This is a genomic window from Methylobacterium sp. E-045, assembly GCF_022829685.1.
Taxonomy (GTDB): domain Bacteria; phylum Pseudomonadota; class Alphaproteobacteria; order Rhizobiales; family Beijerinckiaceae; genus Methylobacterium.
The window spans coordinates 348,936-371,199 of record NZ_JAKSYE010000085.1; the positions used below are offsets into that span (position 1 = coordinate 348,936).

The window sequence follows — 22,264 nt, forward strand, 5'->3', positions numbered from 1 at the left end:
AGCGATGATGCCCCATGCAAGGCAGGGGCGCCGCCGAGTGAGGTTGCGGAGTGGGCAGCGGATCTGACCGAGGATCGCCAATGCCGGGGGATGCGCGTCCCCAGGCCGACCCCTATCGGCGGAGCTTCGACGAGGCCGGAATCGGTCTCGTCATCCTCGATGGCGGCACGGATCGCATCCTCGACGCCAACCCGCACCTGACAACCCTCCTCGGATACGAGGCGGGAAGCCTCACGGGCCGGGCCGTGACGATCCTCGGAGACGGTCCCGACCTGCTCTCCGCCGGCATCCGGAGCTGGATCACCGCGAACGGGAGCCGCCTCGACGTCCGCATCCGGACATCGCCCTCATCCGATACCGAGGCCCTCCGCACCCTGGTGGTGGAGCGGGTCGATACCGACGAGATCGTCCGCTCGGAGGAGAACCGCTCGGCCCTCACCGCCGCCGGGCTCGGGGAGTGGCGCCTCGACCTCGCGGACGGCCTCCTCAGGGTGTCGCGCCGGGCGGCCCATATCCTCGGCGTCCCTCCCGGGACGTCACTGACCTGGACGCAGCTGTCCGACCTGATGGATGCCCCCGAAGCGGAGAAGGTGAAGACGACGATCCGCGCGGCGATCCGCGATCGTGCCCCCTTCGCCATCGAGACACGCCTGCGCCGTGCGGGCGACAGCGTCGCGGTCAGGATCAGCGCGAGGGGTCAGGCGATCGCCGCCACGGGCGACCGGCCTGGGATCGTGGTGGGCGTGCTCCAGGACGTGACGACGCGCCTGGGGGCCCGCGACGCCCTGCGCGAGAGCGAGGAGCGCCTGCGCATCGCCACGTCGCTCGCCGAACTCGGCATCTTCGAATGGCATATGCTCGACGACCAAGCCGTCTGGGAGAACGAGCGCATGTTCGCGATCTTCGGGCGTCGTTCCGAAGAAGGGGCCCTCGGCAAGCGCGAGTTCCTCGGCACCGTTCTCCATCCCGACGACCGCCCCGCGTTCCGCCGGGCGATCTCGATGGCCTTGCGCGATGATTCCACCTTGCAGGCCAGCGGCCGTATCCAGCGTTCGGGTGACGGCGCGTGGCGCATCATCGACATGGCCGGGCGTTTCGAGAGCGATGCCCCCGATCGTCTCCCCCGCAGGCTCATCGGCGTCGTCGCCGACGTGACCGAACGCAGGATCGCCGAGGAGCGGCAGGCGCTTCTGATCCGCGAGTTACACCACCGGGTGAAGAACACCCTGGCGACCGTCCAGGCCATCGTCGGCTCGACCGCCCGCACGGCCTCGAGCATCGAGAGCTTCTACGAAGCCTTCGTCGGGCGGATCATGTCGCTCGCCCATACCCATTCGGTCCTCACCGAGGATGCCTGGCAGACCGCGTCCCTGCGCAACCTCCTCGAGAACGAGCTCAGGCCCTATGGCGACGGTGCGTCGGACGCGCCGGGGGCGAGGCGAATCGTCCTTGACGGGCCGCCTGTGGACCTCGCTTCCGAAGTCGCGGTCCCCATCGGCATGGCGATCCACGAACTCACCACCAACGCGGCGAAACACGGTGCGCTCTCGACGCAGGAGGGCCGGGTTGCCATCGTCTGGAGTGTCACCGAGGATGCGGCCGGCAAAACCCTGCATCTCGACTGGTCGGAATTCGGCGGGCCACGCGTGCGGCCGCCCACCCGCCAGGGCTTCGGCTCACGCCTGCTGCAGCGGGTGCTCACGGCGCAGGTCCGCGCCGACATCGCGGCGAGCTATCCCCCCGAAGGGTTTCGCCTGACGATGAGGGCGCCGCTTCCCGCCCGGACCGAAGGGCTGAACCCGCTGGCCTGACGGGGCTTCACGCCGCTCCGCGGGCGGCACCCTCTTCACCGCCTGCCTCGACGAAGGCCTTGAGCTCGTCGAGGGAGTCGAAGGTGAACTGGCCGCGCGGCGTATCCGCCTCGATGGAGCCGTTCGAGTACATCACGTAGGTGTTGCCACCCGACGCGTATTTGCCCACCACGGCGAGACCGCCCTTGGCTGTGCTCGCGGCGGGATCGGCCTCCTCCGGCTGTGCCGGGGCGGGAGCGGGCTCCGGCTCGTCGACGACCGTCGATCGCAGGCCAAGGGGTTCCTCCGGATCCGCCTCGCGAGGCGGCGATGGGGGCACCGCGGCGGGCGCGGGAGGCGCGTCCGCAAGAATAGGCGCGGGCTCCGGTGCCGGAATGACCGTATCGACCATGGCCGTCGGCTTGACCGCCCGAGGCGGCTTGTTCGGCTTGATCCGGCGCGCCGGCGCGGCCTCGGCATCCGGCTCGACCGCACGGATCGGGTTCTGCCGGGCGTCCGCGACGGTGGGAGGAGGCGGTTCGGGCAGGAGATCCGGCAGGAGCGGCGATGCCGGGTCATTGCCGATCGGCAAGGCGGGCGCGGGATCGTCGGCGAAAAGCGGCGGCGATGCGAGCCTCGGTTCGGCGAGCCCGACCGCGCTCGGGCGGTGCCGTCCAGGGGACACCGGCTCCTCCGCGACATCGGTCGCGCCGAGCCCCGGCGGCTCGATCCGGCCGCCGGCCTCGAACGCCGAGGGATCGACGCCGAGCCCGCCCCCCTGCTCCAGCACGGCTCGCTCCAGGCGCTTCAGGTAGGTGGCCACCACGGCCAGCCCGAGGAGGAGCGCGCCGGACGAAGCCGTCGCGGCGCCCGCGATGGTCATCGTCCATCCACTTTCCAGCCTGACATAGGGAAAGCCCTGGACGACGGAGGCGATGCCGCCGACGATCATGACGACGGCGAGCGCGAACAGCGCGAGGATCATGGAACTCTCTAAACAACGCCTGCACAACAGAAGTGCGGCGCGCACAGTAAGGCCCGGCCCTGGTTTTGCAAAATCGATCCGCAGGGAATTCCCCGCGCGCCGTTCGAAGCCGGGCGCCCGTTGCCCTCGGCGGAGGACCGACTTAGGTACGAACGCGTTGGAGAGCAGACGGTGAGCCCCTCGCATCCTTCGGAGCGAGCCTCACCCCCACTGCACCATCAGACCCGGGAGACCTGCCGATGACCTTCACCCTGCCCGAACTGCCCTACGCCTACGACGCGCTCGGCCCCTACATGTCGAAGGAGACCCTCGAGTTCCACCACGACAAGCACCACAAGGCCTATGTCGATACCGGCAACAAGCTGCTCGAAGGCACGGGTCTCGAAGGCAAGACCGTCGAGGAGATCGTCACGGCGTCCTACGGCACCAACCAGCCGCTGTTCAACAATGCCGGCCAGCACTTCAACCACCTCCATTTCTGGAACTGGATGAAGCCCAATGGCGGCGGCGCGGCCCCGGCGGCCCTGGCCGCAAAGATCGACGAGGATCTCGGCGGCTTCGACAAGTTCAAGGCGGACTTCATTCAGGCGGGCGTCGGCCAGTTCGGCTCGGGCTGGGCCTGGCTCGCGGTCAAGGACGGCAAGCTCGCGATCCTGAAGACCCCCAACGGCGAGAACCCGCTGGTGCACGGCGCCAAGCCGATCCTCGGCGTCGACGTATGGGAGCACTCCTACTACATCGACTACCGCAACCGCCGCCCCGACTACCTCAAGGCGTTCATCGAGAACCTGGTGAACTGGGAATACGTCGAGAAGCTCTACGGCGAAGCATCCAAGTAACGTCCCGTTTCCTTGTCGCGCCGCGGGTCTTCAGGCCCGCGGCGTTGTTGTGTGCGGGTCCTTGAGGTTACCGGGAAAACCGGCTTTTGATACGCCGAGCCGGTCGATGCCGGCCCCGACAGAGGCGGCCCGGCCATTTCCCATCCCATTTCCAGCGTGCACGAGTCCCTCCCCCGCTGAGGGGGGAGGGTTTTCGCGTCACCCTTCCGAGCATTCATGATCCGCAGCATCCTCTCCGTCGGCGGCTGGACGCTGGTGTCCCGCGTGACCGGCTTTGCCCGCGACGTGGTGATGGCGGCCGTGCTCGGGGCGGGGCCGGTGGCCGATGCCTTCGTCGTCGCCTTCCGGCTGCCGAACCATTTCCGTGCCATCTTCGGCGAGGGGGCGTTCAACACCGCCTTCGTCCCGGCCTATGCGGGACTCTCCGAAACCGGAGAAGCGGGCGCGGCCCGACGCTTCGCCACCCGCGTCTTCACGCTGCTGCTGCTGACGCAGATCGTGCTGCTGATCGTCGCCTGGTCGGCGATGCCATGGGTGGTGCGCGCCCTGGCGCCCGGTTTTTCGGACGATCCCCTCCGCTTCGATCTCGCCGTCGCGCTGACGCGGATCACCTTCCCCTACCTCCTCTTCATCACCCTGGTGACGCTGCTGTCGGGCATCCTCAATGCCCACCGCCGCTTCGCCGTGGCGGCTGGAGCACCCGTTCTCCTGAACCTGTCGATGCTGGTGGCCCTGGCGCTGGCGGGGTTCTTCCCGAACGCCGCCTATGCCGCCGCCTGGGGCGTCTCGATCTCGGGCGTGCTGCAATTCGGTCTCGTCTGGCTTGCCTGCCGGCGCGCGGACATCGCGCCGGCGCTGGGGGCACCGATCCTGCGTGATCCGGCGATGACGCGGTTCTTCACGGTACTCGGCCCGGCGGTGATCGGCGCGGCCGGGTTCCAGATCGCCTCCTTCGCCGACACGATCATCGCGAGCTTCCTGCCCACCGGCGCGGTCTCGGCCCTCTACTACGCCGACCGGCTGTACCAGTTGCCCTTCGGCGTCATCGCCATCGCGGCCGGAACGGTGCTGCTCCCGGAGATGAGCCGGCGGATCGCCAAGGGCGATGTGACGGGGGCGCATGCGGCGCAGAACCGGGCGGCGGGCTTCTCGCTCGCCCTGTCGGCCCCCTTCACCATCGCCTTCCTCACCCTGCCGGGCCTGATGATGACGGCCCTGTTCCAGCGTGGGGCCTTCGGCGCCGAGGATGCCGCCCGCGCCGCCTCGGTGCTCGCCGCCTACGGTCTCGCCCTGCCCGCCGTGGTCCTGGTGCGCAGCGCGGTAGCGAGCTTCTACGCACGCCAGGACACAATGACGCCGCTCATCGCCTCCCTGGCCTCCATCGCCCTCAATGTCGCGCTCAAGATCGTGCTCACCGGCCCCTACGGCGTGACCGGCCTGGCACTCGCCACCGCCATCGGCCAATGGCTGAACCTCGCGCTCCTCGTGGGGCTCGCGTGGCGCCGGGGCTGGACGGCGCCGAGCCGGGGCCTCGGCGTCACCGTCATCGGCGTGGTCGTCGCCTGTGCCGCCCTCGCCGCCACGGCGGTCTACGGCCTCCCGATCGTGGAACGGTCGGTACCGGCCCTGCCGCATCTTCGCGAGATCGTGGTGCTCGGGCTGCTCGGTGTCGTTGGTGCCCTCGTCTACGCCGCTCTGTTGCTGGGAACCCTGCGGGTCTTCGGCCTGCGCCTGCGCCGAGCCTGATCCTCTTGGATCAACAGCCCTGGCAGATCCCGTTCAGGACACGGTCCAGCTGCTTCTGCCGCTCGGTCCGTTCATGGGGATCGACGATGGGGGCGCCGGCCGCACCCGGCGGAACGGTCTGGCCCGTGGTAGAGGTATGGGGCGCCGTGACGGTGGTTTCGGGTCCGCCCCCCGTTCCGGTGACGGCGGCCCGCGCCTCGGGCAGGCCGATCAGGAACGACAACCCCAGAATGGCGGCGAGCACCCGACTGCCGACTCCCGGTCGGGCCAAACCCATAAATCGTCGCTGCATCATCCTCTCCGCATCGTGTCGCCGACGCGCCCGCACGGTCTGTGAGTCCGGCTTGCGGGCCGTCCCGGCGTTCAAACCCGAAACCGGCGTTAAGTCGCGGAAGTTCCAGAATAAAATTGCCGGCGATGCGGGGATTAAGATCGTTCCTTCGCCCGATGGAGCGGCTCCGATCGGGTGCGCTTCTCCGGCTGCGGCGGTCTCACCGACCCGCCCGCCCCCGCATGGAGGCCGGCTGGCCGGGCAGGCTCAGCCGAAACCCCGTATCGCGCACCGCGTCTCCCTCGATGCGGTAGACGCCGATGGTGCGGTCCACGTAGTTGCCAATATAGACATGCGAGCCCGTGGGACTGAAGGCGATGCCCTGCGTCACCGCTCCCGCCTCGGCCTCTCCCGTGCGATGGACGAGCCCCGACGGATCGATGGTGAGCAACGCCACCGCCCCGGTCGGGGTGTAGCCGGGTCCGCTCGCCGGGGCGCTCGATCCGCGCACCACGGCCACCGCCGCATGCCGGCCATCGGGCGAGATCGCCAGGGTCTCGGGCGTGTCGCCGATGCCGAGATGATCGGTCACCACCGGGCGCGGCGCATCGGCCCGGATCACGCTGACGCTGTCGGCGTGGCCGTCGCTGGGCTCGGGGCCGGTATTGGCGGTCAGCGCCAAACGCCCGTCTGGCGTGACCTCCAGACCGTAGACGCCGGGCCCGACGGGAAGGTCGAGGGCCGGATCGTAGCTGGCTTTGGCGCCGTCGAGGGCGAGGACACCGATTTTGGCGGCCTTGTTCTTGGCGACGTAGGCGCGGCGCCCGTCCGGGGCGATGGCCACCGCCGCCGCCTCGTCGCCCACATCCACGGTGGACACGGCGCGCACGCTCGTTCCCGCGATCGACAGGACAGTGACACTGCGGCCCTCGCGGTTGGCGACAAGGGCGACATCCCCACTCCGCGCGATGGCGAGACCCGAGGGCTGGCGTCCGACGCGGATCGTCTCCACCAGACGCGGCGGGTCGGCGAGGAGGTCGATCACGTGGAGCCGGTCGTCGGCCTGCGCGTACCAGGCCTCGCCCTCCGGCCGCATGAGCACGGAACTCGCCACCAATCCGAGCCGCCCGTCCGGGGTGATCTGCAGGTTGGTGGGCGGCCCGTAGACGGAATTGTCGAGGGGCAGGACATGGGCGAGGCGGGGGCGGCCCTCGTCGCTCACATCGACGATGGCCACAGCGTCGCGGCCATTGGGGCCGTTCCGGCCGCCCTCGGGCAGGAAGAAGGTCTTTCCATCGAGCCCGACGAGGAGATAGGGCGGTGCGTCGGCGGCACAGGCGGGCGCGACGCCGAGCAGCCCCGCCAGAAGACCTACGAACAGGCGCATCGTTCTTCCTCCCGGTAGGTGGTCGCGTCGTGAAGCGGTCAGATCAGTCGCGTCCGAGCGCCCTGCGTATCAGCCGCTTGGCCTCCTCGCTGCCCCAATCCGCCGGTCCCTTCATCACGCCGAGGATACAGCCCTTGGCGTCCACCAGCATGGTCGTGGGCAGGCCCAGCGACCCCGTCGCCTTCTGCATCGCCGGCAGCACTCGGCCTCCGGGATCGGCGTAATAGGCGAGGTTCGTGATGCCGTTCTCCTTCAGCCATTGCGGCGGCTTCTCGAGATTGCGCGTATCGACATTGATCGCGGCGACGGTGAACTCCGTCCCTCCCAGCGCCTGCTCGAGCCGGTCGAGGGCCGGCATCTCGGCCTTGCAGGGAGCGCACCATGTCGCCCACAGGTTCACCAGCGCGAGGCGGCCCTGGAACTGGGCGAGGGTCCGGTCGGTGCCGTCCGGCCCCTTGAACATCAGGTCCGGCGCGGCGCGCGGAATCTTCGAGACCTCCATGGCCGCCACCTCGCCGCGGGCATGGGGGGCGATGCGCGCGATCGTCTCCACGGCGCCACGGCACGGCTCGGCCACCGTCTCGCTGTTGCCGCCGGTCGGACGCGTCCCGTATACGGCGAGACCGCCCGCGATCAGGACGGCGACGACGGCTCCCGCAGCCAGGGTCGCCTTGGCTCCGGGCATCATCGTTGCGTCGCCCGACGGGTGGATGGGGCGGCCGAGAGGAACAGTGTCGACATGAGCAACCGGATGTGGGGCGGGCGCTTCGCGAGCGGCCCCGCCGAGATCATGGAGGAGATCAACGCCTCCATCGGATTCGACAAGCGCCTCGCACCCCAGGACATCCGCGGCTCGCTGGCGCATGTGGCGATGCTGGGCAAGGCGGGCATCCTGCCACCCGCCGATGTGGCGGCGATCGAGGACGGTCTCAAGGCCGTGCGCGCGGAAATCGAGGGCGGCGGCTTCGTGTTCAAGCGCGAACTCGAGGACATCCACATGTCCGTGGAGAGCCGGCTCACCGAGATCGTCGGCCCCACCGCCGGGCGCCTGCACACCGCGCGGTCACGCAACGACCAGGTCGCCACCGACATGAAGCTGTGGGTGCGCGACACCCTCGACAGCCTCGACGAGCAGGCCGCCGGCCTGCAGCGGGCCCTGGCCGAGAAGGCGTTGGCGCACGCCGCCACGGTGATGCCGGGCTTCACCCATCTGCAATCGGCCCAGCCCGTCACCTTCGGCCACCATTGCCTCGCCTATGTGGAGATGCTGGCCCGCGACCGCGGGCGGTTCCGCGATGCCCGTGCGCGGCTTAACGAGTGTCCGCTCGGGGCCGCGGCCCTGGCCGGCACCTCCTTCCCCATCGACCGTCACGCCACGGCCGCAGCCCTCGGCTTCGACCGGCCCACCGCCAACTCCCTCGACTCGGTGGCCGACCGCGACTTCGCGCTGGAATCGCTCTCCGCCGCCTCGATCTGCGCCGTGCACCTCTCGCGCTTCGCCGAGGAACTGGTGGTCTGGACCTCGGCGCAGTTCAACTTCGTGCGCCTGTCGGACGGCTACACCACCGGCTCGTCGATCATGCCGCAGAAGCGCAACCCGGACGCGGCCGAGCTCGTGCGCGCCAAGTCCGGCCGCGTCATCGGCGCGCTCACCGGCCTGCTCATCGTGATGAAGGGCCTGCCGCTGGCCTATTCGAAGGACATGCAGGAGGACAAGGAGGGCACGTTCGACGCGCTCCAGGCGCTCTCCCTGTGTCTCGCCGCCATGACCGGCATGGTGCGCGATCTGGAGCCCAACGCCGACGTGCTCGCCCGCGCCGCCGGCTCCGGCTACGCCACCGCCACCGACCTCGCCGATTGGCTGGTGCGGGAACTCGGCCTGCCGTTCCGCGAGGCGCACCACGTCACCGGTCGCCTCGTCGGCGCCGCTTCCGCCAGGGGCGTTGGGCTTGAGGAACTGTCCCTCTCCGACATGCAGGAGGCGGAGCCGAGGATCACCGATGCGGTCTATGCGGTGCTCGGCGTGGAGAACTCGGTGTCCAGCCGCACCAGCTACGGCGGCACCGCGCCGGACAACGTCCGGACGCAGGCCACGCGCTGGCTGGCGCTGCTCGACACGCCCTCCGGAGCGGCGTGATTCACAGGGCGACAAAAAAGCTTGGCCGGAGCGGATGCGTTCACGGCCGAGCTATGTGATCTTGCCTAGAACTCGGACCAAGCACGCCGGAGATGTCGATGCCCGTCGAGAGTTGGATGAACCCCGAAGAGACCGCCGCCCTCGCGGCGGATGCCACCACCCTGATCGATTCCGTTCTCGCCCGTCTGCCGGAGGCCGACCGGGCGGCGTTCTGGTCATCGATCCGCAAATGCTACAACACGCCCTACAACGACCCGAAGCCCCGCGCCCTTCCGGTCCGCGACGTCATGGAAGCGACGGCCACCGCACCGCATGTGGCGGCCTCCATCGCCGATCTGTCGACGGTCGGCGTGGCGATCGCCGAGCCGCCTCAGGTGGAGGTGGCAATGGGTGCCATCCTCGGCGGATCGACCTTTGGACCGGAGGCGCACCCGGCCTGAACCGGCCCGGCATGCGGGGCTCATGCGCGCGGACCCGATGCGCGATCCGGCCCGACGGGATGCTATCCCGCCGCAATTCCGGACAATTTGGCAGCATGTGTCGACACGACGACAAGCGCCGCCGATCCGCCGCTGACGACGCAGGTCCGCCGCGCGCTGCCGGCGGCCTTTCTTTCGTATTCGAGAACCTGAACACGATGCTGCATCCTCTTCGCCGCCTTCTCGTCGTCAGCGCCACGGCAGCTGTCCTGTCGACCCTCGGCCCGGCCCATCTCACCGGCCCCTCACCGGCCATGGCGCAACAGGAGGCGGCCGCCGAGACCGAGGCTCCGGCAAAATCCCGGGGACGCGGGCGGGAGAGAAAGAAGGCGGTGAGCGCACCGGGCATGCAGCAGGCAACTCCGGTGGCGATCTTCGGGGACTGGAACGTCTTCGCCAACGGCCAGGGCAAGTCACGCACCTGCTACGCCATCGCCCAGCCGCAGACCCGTTCGCCGAAAACCCTCAAGCGCGATACCGCCTACCTGTTCGTGACCATCCGAAAGGGTGACAACGTCCAGAACGAGGTCGCGGTGATGTTCGGCTTCCCGCCCAAACCGGCCGCCAGCCAGGCAAAGGCCAACGCCACCGCCGCGACCGATCCGACCCTGAGCCTCGGCAGTTCGCAATACGGCCTTGTGGTGAAGGACGAGAATGCTTGGCTGCAGAACCCGTCCGAGGAGGCCCGCCTCGTCGGCGAGATGGCCAAACTCGCCAAGGTCCAGGTCAAGACGGTGTCCATGCGCGGCACGTCCACCAGCGACGAATACGCCTTGGCGGGATTCGGCGACGCGATGAAGCGCGCTCGCGAGGAGTGCAAATAAGGGCACCGCTCCGCGATACGGAGCGGCCGCCTTCAGGTGAAGCCGGCACGGCGGCGTCAGGGGCCGCCCAGCGCCGCCCGCGTGAGCGCGTCGGCCCCGATATCTTCGGTGCCGTTCATGCCCAGGGTCTCGATCAGCCGGCCACGGGCGCGGCTGACACGGCTCTTCATCGTCCCCACGGCGACGCCACAGATCTCGGCGGCCTCCTCGTAGGTGAAGCTCTGCGCGCCCACGAGGACGAGGGCCTCGCGTTGGCTCAGCGGCAGGAGGTCGAGGGCGGCCTGGAACTCGCGCATCTCCACCCGGATCTCCTGCTCGGGCAGGCTGGTCAGCCGCGCGGCATGGGCGCCGTCGGCATCCTCGACTTCGCGCTTGCGCTTGCGCTGCTCCGAATAGAACAGGTTGCGCAGGATGGTGAACAGCCACGCCGTCAGGTTCGTGCCGCGGGCGAAGCTGTCCGCCTTGGTCCAGGCCCGCACCAGCGTATCCTGCACGAGGTCGTCGCTGCGATCGAGATCGTAGGTCAGCGAATAGGCGAACGCTCTGAGGGCCGGGATCGCGCCGAGCAGGAGATCGCGCATCTCAGAATCGGCGCCGGCGGGCGTTCCGATGGGATGGAGGAGGCTGGTCATCATGAAGTCTCCCGCGGAGCAGGCTTGGCCGACAGTTCGGCGAGGAGGACCTCGAACCGGTCGGGCAGCGGCAGATTCAGCACGTCCCCGTAGAGGATGCGGAGGTTTCGTCCGATCCGGCGCCGGGATTCCGTGTCCATGCCGGCTCGCCCGCCGCCCGCCGCGGAGCGGGCCACGGCTCCCACTTCGAGAGACGACGCTTCGCCGCCGGCGGCGTGGGAAACGGCATCCCGTTTTCCCGCATCCAGCTCTTCGAAAGGGCCGTGGATATCGCTGGCGTCGATCGTCATGGCTCTCCACCGTTATGTCGGTGTCGGTCCTAGTGACGAGCGCTTTAACGCGTTCTGAAAAATGTATTCATAAATCTTTAAGCTTGTAAAAGCAGCGTCTCCTTCGTGGATCGATGTGTCGAAAGACGCGATATCAACATGCCCGTTCAGGACAAGCTGGGCTGTTGATCCACACTACATTTACAAATCTGGACGGAGGCTGAACGGAAACGATGCCGCGCGCGCAGCGCGGACGCGTATCCGACCGCCGGGGCTTGAGTGCCTCGGCCGTACCCCGGGGGAGCTTGGATCGCGTCTCTCAAAACCGAGCGGAAGTGTGAACGGATAGCGCCAAATATGCCTTCGACATCCCACCTTTGTGCGTCGCACAAGGCTGCCCGTGCGATGCGGAACACCCCCGTCGCGGGATCATTGGCCTCGCTGATACAGGAGGTCCGATGCCGATAATCCAGTCGCTTGCAGGCGATGCGATCCGCTGGCTCACGTGGCTGCCCTGGTGGGCGCAGACCCTCGCCCTCGTCGCCGGGTGTTGCGCCGTGGTCCTGCCGCTTCACGGAGTGGCATTCCGCGCCATGCAGCGCGCCGTGGCGGGACGAAGCCTGTTCTGGCGCTCCCTCGTCTCGCGCACCCATGGGCCGAGCCGCCTCGCGCTGCTGATCGTCTCCGTCACGGCGGCCTCGTCGGCGGCTCCCCTCTCGTGGGAGGTGCGGATCGTCCTCAACCAGATCCTCATCGTGGCGTTCGTGGCGCTGGCCGGCTGGTGCTGCGCCACCGCACTGCACATCGCGACGGTGATCTACCTGCGCCGGTTCAAGCTCGACGCGGAGGACAACCTCCTCGCGCGCAAGCATTTCACCCAGATGCGAATCCTGGAGCGCGCCGGGGTGACGCTCGTGGCGCTGCTGACCATCTCCATCGCGTTGATGACCTTCGAGCCGGTCCGGCAATACGGTGTCAGTCTGCTCGCCTCGGCCGGAGCGGCGGGGCTGATCCTGGGCCTGGCGATGCAGCCCGTCCTCTCGAACCTCGTGGCGGGCATCCAGATCGCGATCACGCAGCCGATCCGGATCGAGGATGCGGTGATCGTGGAGAACGAGTGGGGCTGGGTCGAGGAGATCAACTCCACCTATGTGGTCATCCGGCTCTGGGACTGGCGCCGCCTCGTCCTGCCGCTGACCTACTTCATCCAGAAGCCGTTCCAGAACTGGACCCGCGAGGGCGCCTCGCTCATCGGCAGCGTCTTCCTCTATGTCGACCACCGGGCGCCGGTGGAGGCGATGCGGGCGAAACTTTCCGAGATCGCGGCCCAGTCGCGCCTCTGGGACCGCAACGTGGTCAATCTCCAGGTGTCGGACGCCAAGGAGAGCGTCATCGAGATCAGGATGCTGGTGAGCGCCCGCAACGCGCCGCAGGCCTGGGACCTGCGCTGCGAGGTCCGGGAGAAGATGATCTTCTTCCTGCAGACGGAGCATCCGGGGGCGTTGCCACGCCAGCGGGCGGAATGGATGCAGGCCGAGGCCGCCCCGCTCACGCGGCAGGATCCGGAAAGGCCGCGCCGCGCGGCCTAACCCGCGGGCGGGGAATTATCGCGCGATCCCGGGCGGTATGGCTCGCCGAGACCGTCTGTCTGCCCCATAAGGCGGGGAGACGACCCGAGCCACGAGGACGAACCTTGACCGTCACCCAGCTGACCCATCACGATCTCGACGGCTACGGCGCGTCGACCATCGTGGGTGCCTTCCTCGACGTGTCGCGGATCGTCCATATCCCGCGCTATGCCGATGTCGGCCCGGTGGTCGATGCGGAATTGAAGCGGTTCTCCCGCGCCCAGGCGCCCGAATGCCTGATCATGACGGATCTCGGGCTGGAGGCCGTCGCCGTCACCTTCATCACCCGATTCACGGCCATGAACCTGCGTCGCGACGAGGCCGCGCGGCACCGGCTGATCGTGCTCGACCACCATGCCTCGTCCCTCGACCAGCTGCGCGAGCAGGGCCTCGCCCTCGCGCCCGTGCCGGAGAAGCCCGGTCTCACCAAGGTCGAACTCCCCGACCCGAACGTGGTCGTGCTCATCGACGAGGACCGCTGCGCCACCCGCCTCGCCTACGAGCATCGGGGGCTTTACGCCTCGCGGGAGGTGGAGGGCGAGACGACCGAGGAACTCGAGACCCTGGTGGCCGCCGTCGATGCCCTCGACCTGTGGAAGAAGGAGCGCCCGACTTTCCGGGGCGGTCTCGCCCTGGACGAGATCTTCTGGGACAACGTCGCGACCCTGATCCCCGTGGGCCACCCTTGGCATGACCGCTTCATCAGCGCGTTGCTGCGGGCGGTCTCCGGACTGTTGCGCGAAGGCGCATCACCGGCTCGCGTGGAGGCCGAGATCGCCGCGACCCGGCGTCGCCTCGTGGATGCGCTCCTGGCCGACGAACCCCAGGACGACCCGACCCTCACCACCCGCATGCGGATCGCCCGGGCGCTCGCCCGCTCGGATGCCCTGTTCCAACGGCTCTCGGATGGCACGCTGCTGTCCTTCGGCCTCGATTCGGGCATGTTCCAGCGCGTGTCCGACCTCGTGATGGAGGGGGGCAGGGCGACCCGCGTGGTGAATGTCCAACGCACGGGTTCGCTGTCGTTCCGCTCGAACAACGAGACGGCTCTGGACGGTGCCCGCAAGTTCCGGGGCGGCGGCCACAAGGATGCGGCCGGTGGCAAGCTCAATGCCGGATCGCCCTTCTCCCTGGCCGATGCCGTGGCCCAGGTCGAGCCGGTGCTCAACCCGCCGCAGCCCGATCCGGCATCGAGCCCCTTCGCGGCGCTCAAGGCCTGGAAAGGCTGAACCCGCGCCCCGTCAGCCGACCTTGCCCGTAGTGAGGACGTTCCGGGCCGCCGCCAGCACCTCCTCGCTGAGCTCATCGTCGTCGAGGGCGCGGGCCAGGGCGACGGCTCCGATCATGAGCGACAGGCTCGCCAGGGCCCGCTGCCGCCGCCGCTTCGCCAGGGCCGTGGGAAGCAGGCCGGTCATGCGCTCGATCAGATCACGGGCGCCGTGGAGGAACCGGGCCCGCAGCGGAGAACCGGGCGCTTCGCGCGACACGTCGTTGACCATGGCCGCCAGAGGACAGCCGGCCCCCGGATTTCGAACATGACCGAGGGTCAGGTAACCGGCCATCCATCCGTCGAGATCATCGGGACGCCAGTTCTGGTTGGCGGCCAGGTCGAAAGCCTCGACCGCCAGCGCCTCCTTGCTGGCGAACTGGCCGTAGAAGCCGCCATGCGTCAGACCCGCCGAGGCCATGATATCGGCGACGCCGACGCCGTGCAGGCCGCGCTCGCGGAACAGGGCGGCGGCGACCTCGACGACCCGCTGCCGGTTCAGCTTGGCCTGCACCTGTGAGACCTTCGGCACCGTGAGATCCTCCTGCGTGATATTCCGATATATAGATGCTCACCCTCATGCAAAAGGGACATGGTGACATCCCCTGGGACGGGCGATGAGGGCCGGGTCTCACTCTCCGTCCCGCCGGCTCGGCGCAGCCGGGGCAGGATCCGCTCGGCGAAGCGCCGCGTCTTGGCCTCGAACGGCAACATGACCAGGTCGATGCCGGTATCCTGAGAGGCGCTGATGCGCGCGGCGAGGGATTTCGAACGGTTGGGAATTCTTGGCCGCCGCGCCTCGGCCCGTCCCGCGGGCGCGAGGGCGCCGGCGCCCGCGGGCTTCCGCCCCCGGCTGTCGGGCCGCGGGCCCGCCCCCCGCCGTCAGGTGGCAACCGGGCGCACCTCTTGGGCCGAGGGTGTTCCGCACGCCCGGCAGAAGCGCTCGAAGGTGCTTTTGCGGTGGTAGCAGGCGGGGCAGCGTTCGAAGGCGCCGAGGCCGCAATGAGGACAGAAGTTCAGGCTCGGATCGTCGAGGGCGATGGGCCGCTCGCAGCCCGGACAGGATTTCTTGGCAAGGCGCTCCAGCGCCTGGTCCGTGGCGATCTCGCCCCGGCGTTCCTCGGTCGAGCGCGTTTCCGCGAGCTTCTGGCGCTCGTTGTAGGATTGCAGGGCACCGATCGCGGCGCGGCCGGCGATGAGGGTCACGAGGACGCCGACACCGTATTGTACGTAGCCGCCGTAGCTCGGCAGGTAGGGGACGAGCTCCACGAAGAACGCGAAGGTCGCCGCGAAGGCGAAGCCCCAGACAAAGGGCCAGTTGCGGCTCCGCCGCCGCTTGAGCAGCAGCCAGCCGGCGAGCGCCAGGAGGGGCAGCGTCAGGGCGAGGCGATATCCGAAGACGCGCAGCTCCTGCTCCCGCTCGGCGGCGTCGAGCTTCACCTGGGCCGCTATGCGCCGTTCGCTCTCCGCCCGCGTGAGCGGCTCCTCCTGCTCGGAGAGATCGAGCCGGGCCTTGGCCAACCCTTCCAGCCGCTCCTCGATGGCCCGCTCGGCCCCCTTCAGGGCATCGAGCCCCTGCGTGCGGGCGATCAGGTCAGGATCTTGGTCGACTCGCTGCGTCGCGTCGCGGGTCCTCAGCCAGTTGGCGAAGGTCTCGCGCGCCGCCTCCGAGGCCGAGCGCGCGGCATCGAGGGCAAGTTGCTCCTGCTCCGTCCGGCGTCGGTTGTCGTCCTGCTCCCGGCGGATCCGCTTCAGCGACTCGGCCGCCCCCTCGTCCGTTGGCCCGTCGAGGAACTGCTCGAGGGTCTGGCGGTGCTCCACCTGCGGCAGGTCGCCGACGACGAGGGAGCCGAGGCCGATGAGGAACCAGGCGAAGAGGAAGGCGATGAGCCAAAGCCCAAGCGTCAGCCAGCGTTCGGACAATCTGCGACTGGAACGCATGCGATGACCCCTGTCGAATGCCCCGACCCTCCCCCGACTCGGCGAAGTCGGGGTTGGTTCGCCGTTCGGCGTGACGGCGCCGGGTGTAGTCGCCTTCGATCCGCAGGAACAGGTCCGAGCGGGGAATGGTCACGGATCGCCCACCGGCTCGGGGGACGCCGGTCCACGACGAGGAGGCCGGGAGAACGAACGATCGGACGTGCTGGGGTAAGCTCGAATTTTCACCCTATCGGGCTGGAGCCGCGATCGCGTGGATGGTGAGCATCAGCTCCTCCCGACGGTCGCGGCGCGGCGCGGCGCGGCGGGATGGAACCGCGCCGGAGAGAAGCCCCGCTTCAGAAGGCGTAGCGAACTTGGCAATAGGGCATCAGCTCGGCGAGATGATCCTTGAGGCGCGCGATCCATCGCCCCTTCCAGCCGGTTCGATAGCGCAGGTTGTCGCCGCCCCCCTGCGATCGTTTGCCCTCCTGGATATCGGGCCGCCAGAGCAGGTCCTCCGCGCGGGGATGCCAGTTCAGGTTGACCGCGTGGAGATCCGCATTGTGCGTGAGCAGGATGATCTCGGCCTTGAGCTGTGCCTTGGCCGCCGGGCCGATGCCATCGTCGATGGCGGTGAACAGGCCGCGCCAATCGGCCTCCCAACCTTCGTAGAGGATGACCGGCGAGAAATTCACGTGGACTTCGAAACCGGCCGCCACGAACTCGTCGATGGCGGCGATGCGCTCGTGCATTGGGGCTGTGCGCACATCCACGACCTTCGCAATCCGCTCCGGCATCAGCGAGAATCGGATACGGGTCTTGCCCTGCGGATCATAGGTGAGCAGTTCCCGGTTCACGGCCTTCGTGGCGAAGGAGGCCTTGGCGTTGGGGAGGGTGCGGAACAGCCCGATCATGTCGCGCACGTTGTCCGACAAGGTCGCGTCTACGGAGAGGTCGCCATTCTCGCCGAGATCGTACACCCAATGCTCCGCATCCACCGTATCCGGCTCGGGTAGCGCTCCCTGGCGCGCGGCATGGCGGGCGATCGCGGCGCAGACCTGCTCGATGTTCACGAAGAGGGAGATCGGGTTGGCGAAGCCCTTGCGCCGGGGGACGTAACAGTAAGCGCAGGCCATCGCGCAGCCATTCGAGGTCGAGGGTGCGATGAAATGGGCGCTGCGCCCATTCGGCCGCATCGTCAGGCCCTTCTTCACACCGAGCACCAGTGTCGAACGTTTGATCCGCAACCAATCCTCCGCAGAACCTTCGTTGCCGTGCAGGTTCGGGATGTTCCAGTGCGATGGGACCTCGATCCGCTCGGCGTGAGGAAAGCGGTCCAGGATCGCGAGCCCGCGCGCGAAATTCACGACGGCAGGCTCGTGGTAGATCGTGCGGATATCCAGGATGTCGCGGGATAGGGCCATGCGGTGTCCAGCGGCGCGCCGTTGCACCTCGGCCGATAGATAGGGCGGCGAGCGCCGGAGAGGATGGCGTTCCGGCCGGGGTGGTGGACAGCGTCGTCGCGCTTCGGCGGAGGCGAGGGAGAGCCCGCACGGATCGCGGCGCGCGCGGCTAACCGGAAAAGTGTGCGGCCGACAACCGAGATAACGGTCGGCGGAATACAGCCGGAGCGTGGCACCGCGGACACGTCGTTAACAGGAAGTTATCGTTTGGCCCTTTGTGGCGACGCCGAATCATGCGCTCAAGGCTCTTGCGTTCGGCTCCCGTCGCAGGAGGTGAAACCATTGCCTTGGTTGCCGCGTATTCCCGGCATGGTCAGTTTCGACATGCTCATCGATGATCTGAAACGAGAGAAGCACGCTCTCGCGCAGGACATGATGCATCATGGATCGGCATCCTATGCCGTCATCGACAGACTGATCGCGCTCGACCAGAAGATTTTCGCCTTGATAACGCTGAGCGAGGACCGTTGACGTCGGATCTGACGGGATCGAGGCCGTGGCTCGATGTCATGACCCCGATGCGTCATCCGCGATGAGGGATCATCCCGCGCCTCAGCGAGACCTCAGGGAACCCAACGAGATGGAAGCTGGCAGCGCAGGCCGTGACAGTGCGCCCACAAGCCCGACGAGATACATCGGCCGGACCGCAAAGCTTGAACTGGATGTGGCCGGAATTCGCTCGGTTAGCGTGCCGTTTCATGGTGAGGATTATTTGGGAGTATGACCCGGCTAAGCGTCCCGGTCTAACCCAGAAAATACAATACTATCAACGGAGCAACGACTTAAAGTCGCTTGGTGCCCAGGAAAGGACTCGAACCTTCACCTCTTGCAAGACTGGTACCTGAAACCAGCGCGTCTACCAATTCCGCCACCTGGGCCGGCCGGCAGATGTGTGCCGACGCGGAGGTTCGTTTAAGCGGGCGGGCCGGCCGCGTCAATCGCGATTCCGGCCCGTTTCGTGGATTCCGCCCAAGCTCGGCGTTCAGGCCTCGCCGCGCCACTCGCGGATATCGACGAAGCGGCCGGCCACGGCGGCGGCGGCAGCCATGGCCGGGGAGACGAGGTGCGTGCGCCCGCGATGGCCCTGGCGGCCCTCGAAGTTGCGGTTGGAGGTGGAGGCGCAGCGCTCGTTGGGGCTCAAGCGGTCGGCATTCATGCCGAGGCACATGGAGCAGCCCGGCTCGCGCCAGTCGAACCCCGCCTCCTTGAGGATGCGGTCGATGCCTTCCGCTTCCGCCTGCGCCTTCACCACGCCGGAGCCCGGCACCACCATGGCCGAGACCGACGGGTGGACCTTGCGGCCTTCCACCATCTTGGCCACCGCGCGCAGGTCTTCGATGCGACCGTTGGTGCAGGAGCCGATGAAGACCCGGTCGAGGGTGATGTCGGTGATCTTCGTGCCCGGCGTGAGGCCCATATAGTCGAGGGCCTTGGCCTTGGACTGGCGCTTGTTCTCGTCGGCGATGGCGGCCGGGTCGGGCACGAGACCGGAGATCGAGACCACGTCCTCGGGGCTGGTGCCCCAGCTCACGAGGGGCGGCAGGCTCGCGGCGTCGAGGCGGACCTCGCGGTCGAAGAAGGCGCCCTCGTCGGTGGCGAGGCTGTCCCAGTAGGCGCGGGCCCGCTCGAACGTCTCGCCCTTGGGGGCTTTGGGGCGGTCCTTCACGTAGGCATAGGTGATGGCGTCGGGCGCCACCATGCCGGCGCGGGCGCCCCCCTCGATGGACATGTTGCAGATCGTCATGCGTCCCTCCATCGAGAGGGCGCGGATCGCCTCGCCGGCATATTCGATGACGTAGCCGGTGCCGCCGGCGGTGCCGATCTCGCCGATTATGGCGAGGATGATGTCCTTGGCGGTGACGCCGGGCGGCAGGGTGCCGTCCACGGTGACGCGCATGTTCTTGGCCTTGCGCTGCAGCAGCGTCTGCGTGGCGAGCACGTGCTCCACCTCCGAAGTGCCGATGCCGTGCGCCAGTGCCCCGAAGGCGCCGTGGGTCGAGGTGTGGCTGTCCCCGCAGACGATGGTCTGGCCCGGGAGGGTGAAGCCCTGTTCCGGGCCGATCACGTGGACGATGCCCTGGCGGCGGTCGAGGGCATCGTAGAACTCGATGCCGAAGTCGCGCACGTTCTCGGCCAGCGTCTCCAGCTGGAGGCGGCTCTCCGGATCCTCGATGCCAAAGCGGCGGTCCGAGGTCTGGACGTTGTGGTCGACCACCGCCAGGGTCTTCTCCGGGTGGCGCACGCGCCGCCCGGCCACGCGCAGCCCCTCGAAGGCCTGCGGGCTCGTCACCTCGTGGACGAGGTGGCGGTCGATGTAGAGGAGGCTGGTGCCGTCCGGTTCGACATCGACAACGTGGTCGTCCCAGATCTTGTCGTAGAGGGTGCGCGGGGCAGTCATGGCGTGGCTGTTTCGGTTTTCGACGTTGATGGGATCACGGGCGGGCCTGTGACTCTCGCCCTCTTTAGTAGTGTTCGAAAGGCCCGCTTGGAAGTAGGCCGGTGCACGCGGCGCATCGGGGTCATGACTGCCGCCCACGCGCCGCATGGCGACCTTGTCCGATGCGCGCCCTCCGCGACGGCTGGACCGTACCCGGACCTCGGATTACAGCCGTATCCTCTCAGGCCACTCCTTTCATGGCCGGTTCCGGTGACGGATGACGAGCGCGACATGCAGCCTGCCGACCTTCTGCTCCTGAAGCCGATGCAGCCGAGCGTGATGGAGGCGCTGGCCGCCGCCTTCACCCTCCACCGCGCCGACACCGCCCCTGATCCCGACGCGTTCTATCGCGAGATCGGACCGCGCATCCGCGCCATGGCCACCGGGGCACAGGCCCCCGTAGACCGCGCCCTCATCGAGAAATTGCCCCGGCTCGAGATCGTGGCGAGTTTCGGCGTCGGCTACGACACCATCGACGTCGCGGCCGCGGCGGAGCGGGGCATCGTCGTCACCAACACGCCCGACGTGCTCTCCGACGAGGTGGCCGACCTCGCCCTCGGGCTGCTCCTGGCGACGGTGCGCGAGATCTCGCAGGCGGACCGCTACCTGCGCGCCGGGCATTGGCCGACACGGACCTACCCCCTCACCGCAACCCTGCGCGGGCGGCATGTGGGCATCCTCGGCCTCGGCCGGATCGGACGGGCCATCGCGCACCGCCTCGAAGGCTTCGGCGTCACCCTCTCCTATCACGGCCGCCGCCGGCAGGAGGACGTGGCCTACGCCTTCCATCCGACCCTGCTGGAGATGGCGCGGGCGGTGGACGTCCTGATGATCGTGGCGCCCGGCGGCCCGGAGACGAACGGGATCGTCAATGCCGAGATCCTCGAGGCCCTCGGCCCGGACGGGATCGTCGTCAACGTCGCCCGCGGCAGCCTCGTCGACGAGCCGGCGCTGATCGAGGCCCTGCGATCCGGCACGATCCATGGGGCGGGGCTCGATGTCTTCGCCGCCGAGCCCCATGTGCCGGCGGCCTTTCTCGACCTGGAGAGGGTCGTCCTGCTGCCGCATGTGGGCTCTGGCTCCGTCCATACCCGCGAGGCCATGGGCCGGCTCGTGGTCGACAACCTGCTCTCGTGGTTCTCCGGCAAGGGACCACTGACGCCGGTTCCGGAAACGCCGACGAACGGGCGCGGCACCGGAGCGGGCCGATGATCTGTACCGCACGCTCCCGCGCCGGCCTTCTCGCCGGTCTGTTGACGATGGCGGCCGCGGCCGGTCCCGCCCACGCCCAGTCGGTGACCCAGGAGAAGACTCAAGGGATGGCCCAGGGCGCTCCCCAGGCGACGCCCGCCCCACCGCCGGCGGAGCCCCCCGCCGCCTCCGGCCTCTCCGAGACGCCCGCCGCTGCGAGCCCTCCCCCTGGCTTCGTGGAAACCCTGCCGCCGACCATCGAGGGCGTTCCCGGCACCTGGGACCTGTCGCGGGACGGCAGCACGCGGCGCTGCGTCATGACCCTCGCCTCGCAAAGCTTCGAGAGCGGGCGGCGCCTGTCGTTTCCCGCCGGGTGCCGCCGGGCCCTACCGATCCTGAACGAGGTCGCCGCCTGGCTGTTCGTGGACGGCGTCGTCCGCCTCGTGGACAAGAACGTCCGTCCGGTCCTGATCTTCAAGGCCCGGGACGATCGGCGCAGCCTCATGGCCCGGACCGAGGGGGGCGAGGTCTACAGCCTCGTCCCCCTCCAGATCGTGGCGATGTCGCCCCCTCCCGCGCCGGCCCCGGATGGCGGGACCGGGTTCAAGCTCGAACGGAACGATTCCACCGCCGCGGGTGCGCAGAACGCCGGAACGACCGGTCCCGCCACGACGGGAACCGGCGAGCGGCCAACGCCCGGCACCTACGCCCTCGACCGCTACCGCGAGCAGGACGTCTGCCGCTTGGAACTGAAGCCGCCGGAGGGTAGCGGGACAGCCCCGGTCCGCGTCCTCGACGGCTGCCGCGACAGCGGGCTGACGACCTTCGATCCGGCCGCGTGGCTGGGAGCTCCCGGCCGGCTCACCCTAGTGGCCCGACGCGGCCATGTGGTGGGGCTGGTGCCGGCGGGGGAGAACCACTGGCGGCGCGAACCGGAGGTGGGCACCACCTTCGTCCTGCGCCGGATCGAGGCAGCGGCACCCAGCGGTTCCCCCTGAC

The 22,264-nt window shown here is 68.7% G+C and carries 21 protein-coding genes and 1 tRNA gene; 11 read left to right on the forward strand and 11 right to left on the reverse strand.

Annotation, left to right across the window (positions count from 1 at the left end; genetic code table 11):
• The first annotated feature begins 80 nt into the window (after positions 1-80).
• Positions 81-1,811: an HWE histidine kinase domain-containing protein gene (locus MKK51_RS15230; RefSeq protein ID WP_243978518.1), complete on the forward strand. Its 1,731-nt coding sequence runs from the start codon at positions 81-83 to the stop codon at positions 1,809-1,811.
• A gap of 7 nt (positions 1,812-1,818) precedes the next feature.
• Here the strand turns inward: MKK51_RS15230 and MKK51_RS15235 are convergent, their stop codons facing one another.
• A complete protein-coding gene (locus tag MKK51_RS15235; RefSeq protein ID WP_243978520.1) occupies positions 1,819-2,775 on the reverse strand; it encodes a hypothetical protein in 957 nt (318 codons plus the stop codon).
• 239 nt (positions 2,776-3,014) lie between these two features.
• On the opposite strand from MKK51_RS15235, the gene MKK51_RS15240 reads away from it, so the two are divergent.
• Positions 3,015-3,614 (forward strand): superoxide dismutase, encoded by a 600-nt coding sequence (locus tag MKK51_RS15240; RefSeq protein WP_027171048.1) that lies wholly within the window; start codon positions 3,015-3,017, stop codon positions 3,612-3,614.
• A gap of 216 nt (positions 3,615-3,830) precedes the next feature.
• A complete protein-coding gene (murJ, locus tag MKK51_RS15245; protein WP_243978522.1) occupies positions 3,831-5,360 on the forward strand; it encodes a murein biosynthesis integral membrane protein MurJ in 1,530 nt (509 codons plus the stop codon).
• A 10-nt stretch (positions 5,361-5,370) separates the two neighbouring features.
• Here the strand turns inward: murJ and MKK51_RS15250 are convergent, their stop codons facing one another.
• The 3 genes from MKK51_RS15250 to tlpA all read right to left on the reverse strand — a co-directional run bounded on the left by MKK51_RS15250 (position 5,371) and on the right by tlpA (position 7,703).
• Complete coding sequence (locus MKK51_RS15250) at positions 5,371-5,604, reverse strand: hypothetical protein (RefSeq protein ID WP_243978523.1); 234 nt, start codon at positions 5,602-5,604, stop codon at positions 5,371-5,373.
• A 247-nt stretch (positions 5,605-5,851) separates the two neighbouring features.
• Positions 5,852-7,018 carry a YncE family protein gene (locus MKK51_RS15255; protein WP_243978532.1) on the reverse strand — a complete coding sequence of 389 codons (1,167 nt, stop codon included), beginning with the start codon at positions 7,016-7,018 and terminating at the stop codon, positions 5,852-5,854.
• A gap of 43 nt (positions 7,019-7,061) precedes the next feature.
• A complete protein-coding gene (gene tlpA, locus MKK51_RS15260; protein ID WP_243978664.1) occupies positions 7,062-7,703 on the reverse strand; it encodes a thiol:disulfide interchange protein TlpA in 642 nt (213 codons plus the stop codon).
• A 54-nt stretch (positions 7,704-7,757) separates the two neighbouring features.
• Here tlpA and argH point away from each other — a divergent pair, with 54 nt between their 5' ends.
• The 3 genes from argH to MKK51_RS15275 all read left to right on the forward strand — a co-directional run bounded on the left by argH (position 7,758) and on the right by MKK51_RS15275 (position 10,458).
• Entirely contained in the window at positions 7,758-9,155 is a 1,398-nt protein-coding gene (argH, locus tag MKK51_RS15265; protein WP_243978534.1) for an argininosuccinate lyase, read from the forward strand.
• A 98-nt stretch (positions 9,156-9,253) separates the two neighbouring features.
• Positions 9,254-9,595, forward strand: a complete 342-nt coding sequence (locus MKK51_RS15270) for a hypothetical protein (RefSeq protein ID WP_243978536.1) — start codon at positions 9,254-9,256, stop codon at positions 9,593-9,595.
• Between the two features lie 197 nt (positions 9,596-9,792).
• On the forward strand, positions 9,793-10,458 hold the full coding sequence (locus MKK51_RS15275) for an invasion associated locus b family protein (RefSeq protein ID WP_243978538.1): 666 nt from the start codon (positions 9,793-9,795) through the stop codon (positions 10,456-10,458).
• 56 nt (positions 10,459-10,514) lie between these two features.
• Here the strand turns inward: MKK51_RS15275 and MKK51_RS15280 are convergent, their stop codons facing one another.
• Both MKK51_RS15280 and MKK51_RS15285 read right to left on the reverse strand, forming a co-directional pair.
• A complete protein-coding gene (locus tag MKK51_RS15280) occupies positions 10,515-11,090 on the reverse strand; it encodes a sigma-70 family RNA polymerase sigma factor (RefSeq protein ID WP_243978666.1) in 576 nt (191 codons plus the stop codon).
• Positions 11,090-11,380, reverse strand: a complete 291-nt coding sequence (locus MKK51_RS15285; protein WP_243978540.1) for a NepR family anti-sigma factor — start codon at positions 11,378-11,380, stop codon at positions 11,090-11,092. Before MKK51_RS15285 ends, MKK51_RS15280 begins: the two co-directional genes overlap by 1 nt.
• A 437-nt stretch (positions 11,381-11,817) precedes the next feature.
• Between MKK51_RS15285 and MKK51_RS15290 the strand changes: the two genes are divergently transcribed.
• Together MKK51_RS15290 and MKK51_RS15295 are read left to right on the forward strand one after the other, a co-directional pair.
• On the forward strand, positions 11,818-12,948 hold the full coding sequence (locus MKK51_RS15290) for a mechanosensitive ion channel family protein (protein ID WP_243978542.1): 1,131 nt from the start codon (positions 11,818-11,820) through the stop codon (positions 12,946-12,948).
• Between the two features lie 104 nt (positions 12,949-13,052).
• Positions 13,053-14,216, forward strand: coding sequence for a dimethylmenaquinone methyltransferase (locus MKK51_RS15295; protein WP_243978544.1), 1,164 nt, complete (start codon positions 13,053-13,055; stop codon positions 14,214-14,216).
• 12 nt (positions 14,217-14,228) lie between these two features.
• On the opposite strand, the gene MKK51_RS15300 is transcribed toward MKK51_RS15295, so the two are convergent.
• The 3 genes from MKK51_RS15300 to MKK51_RS15310 form a co-directional block, all read right to left on the reverse strand.
• Positions 14,229-14,786: a TetR/AcrR family transcriptional regulator gene (locus MKK51_RS15300; RefSeq protein WP_243978546.1), complete on the reverse strand. Its 558-nt coding sequence runs from the start codon at positions 14,784-14,786 to the stop codon at positions 14,229-14,231.
• Positions 14,787-15,136: 350 nt separating this feature from the next.
• Positions 15,137-16,195: a zinc ribbon domain-containing protein gene (locus MKK51_RS15305; RefSeq protein ID WP_243978548.1), complete on the reverse strand. Its 1,059-nt coding sequence runs from the start codon at positions 16,193-16,195 to the stop codon at positions 15,137-15,139.
• Between the two features lie 335 nt (positions 16,196-16,530).
• Positions 16,531-17,598 carry a spore photoproduct lyase family protein gene (locus MKK51_RS15310; protein ID WP_243978550.1) on the reverse strand — a complete coding sequence of 356 codons (1,068 nt, stop codon included), beginning with the start codon at positions 17,596-17,598 and terminating at the stop codon, positions 16,531-16,533.
• Positions 17,599-17,661: 63 nt separating this feature from the next.
• Between MKK51_RS15310 and MKK51_RS15315 the strand changes: the two genes are divergently transcribed.
• Positions 17,662-18,108 carry a hypothetical protein gene (locus MKK51_RS15315; protein ID WP_243978552.1) on the forward strand — a complete coding sequence of 149 codons (447 nt, stop codon included), beginning with the start codon at positions 17,662-17,664 and terminating at the stop codon, positions 18,106-18,108.
• A gap of 322 nt (positions 18,109-18,430) precedes the next feature.
• Here the strand turns inward: MKK51_RS15315 and MKK51_RS15320 are convergent.
• Positions 18,431-18,515, reverse strand: a tRNA-Leu gene (locus MKK51_RS15320).
• A 104-nt stretch (positions 18,516-18,619) separates the two neighbouring features.
• Positions 18,620-20,035 carry a 3-isopropylmalate dehydratase large subunit gene (leuC, locus tag MKK51_RS15325; protein WP_243978553.1) on the reverse strand — a complete coding sequence of 472 codons (1,416 nt, stop codon included), beginning with the start codon at positions 20,033-20,035 and terminating at the stop codon, positions 18,620-18,622.
• Positions 20,036-20,305: 270 nt separating this feature from the next.
• On the opposite strand from leuC, the gene MKK51_RS15330 reads away from it, so the two are divergent.
• Complete coding sequence (locus MKK51_RS15330; RefSeq protein ID WP_243978555.1) at positions 20,306-21,286, forward strand: 2-hydroxyacid dehydrogenase; 981 nt, start codon at positions 20,306-20,308, stop codon at positions 21,284-21,286.
• A complete protein-coding gene (locus tag MKK51_RS15335; protein WP_243978557.1) occupies positions 21,283-22,263 on the forward strand; it encodes an AprI/Inh family metalloprotease inhibitor in 981 nt (326 codons plus the stop codon). Before MKK51_RS15330 ends, MKK51_RS15335 begins: the two co-directional genes overlap by 4 nt.
• Position 22,264 lies beyond the last annotated feature (1 nt).

Excerpts from the sequence above, each read along its gene's own strand:
- MKK51_RS15230 (WP_243978518.1), top strand. The coding sequence starts at position 81 with ATGCCGGGGGATGCGCGTCCCCAGGCCGACCCCTATCGGCGGAGCTTC.
- MKK51_RS15235 (WP_243978520.1), bottom strand. The coding sequence starts at position 2,775 with ATGATCCTCGCGCTGTTCGCGCTCGCCGTCGTCATGATCGTCGGCGGC.
- MKK51_RS15240 (WP_027171048.1), top strand. The coding sequence starts at position 3,015 with ATGACCTTCACCCTGCCCGAACTGCCCTACGCCTACGACGCGCTCGGC.
- murJ (WP_243978522.1), top strand. The coding sequence starts at position 3,831 with ATGATCCGCAGCATCCTCTCCGTCGGCGGCTGGACGCTGGTGTCCCGC.
- MKK51_RS15255 (WP_243978532.1), bottom strand. The coding sequence starts at position 7,018 with ATGCGCCTGTTCGTAGGTCTTCTGGCGGGGCTGCTCGGCGTCGCGCCC.
- tlpA (WP_243978664.1), bottom strand. The coding sequence starts at position 7,703 with ATGCCCGGAGCCAAGGCGACCCTGGCTGCGGGAGCCGTCGTCGCCGTC.
- argH (WP_243978534.1), top strand. The coding sequence starts at position 7,758 with ATGAGCAACCGGATGTGGGGCGGGCGCTTCGCGAGCGGCCCCGCCGAG.
- MKK51_RS15270 (WP_243978536.1), top strand. The coding sequence starts at position 9,254 with ATGCCCGTCGAGAGTTGGATGAACCCCGAAGAGACCGCCGCCCTCGCG.
- MKK51_RS15275 (WP_243978538.1), top strand. The coding sequence starts at position 9,793 with ATGCTGCATCCTCTTCGCCGCCTTCTCGTCGTCAGCGCCACGGCAGCT.
- MKK51_RS15280 (WP_243978666.1), bottom strand. The coding sequence starts at position 11,090 with ATGACCAGCCTCCTCCATCCCATCGGAACGCCCGCCGGCGCCGATTCT.
- MKK51_RS15285 (WP_243978540.1), bottom strand. The coding sequence starts at position 11,380 with ATGACGATCGACGCCAGCGATATCCACGGCCCTTTCGAAGAGCTGGAT.
- MKK51_RS15290 (WP_243978542.1), top strand. The coding sequence starts at position 11,818 with ATGCCGATAATCCAGTCGCTTGCAGGCGATGCGATCCGCTGGCTCACG.
- MKK51_RS15305 (WP_243978548.1), bottom strand. The coding sequence starts at position 16,195 with ATGCGTTCCAGTCGCAGATTGTCCGAACGCTGGCTGACGCTTGGGCTT.
- MKK51_RS15310 (WP_243978550.1), bottom strand. The coding sequence starts at position 17,598 with ATGGCCCTATCCCGCGACATCCTGGATATCCGCACGATCTACCACGAG.
- MKK51_RS15315 (WP_243978552.1), top strand. The coding sequence starts at position 17,662 with ATGGCGTTCCGGCCGGGGTGGTGGACAGCGTCGTCGCGCTTCGGCGGA.
- leuC (WP_243978553.1), bottom strand. The coding sequence starts at position 20,035 with ATGACTGCCCCGCGCACCCTCTACGACAAGATCTGGGACGACCACGTT.
- MKK51_RS15330 (WP_243978555.1), top strand. The coding sequence starts at position 20,306 with ATGCAGCCTGCCGACCTTCTGCTCCTGAAGCCGATGCAGCCGAGCGTG.
- MKK51_RS15335 (WP_243978557.1), top strand. The coding sequence starts at position 21,283 with ATGATCTGTACCGCACGCTCCCGCGCCGGCCTTCTCGCCGGTCTGTTG.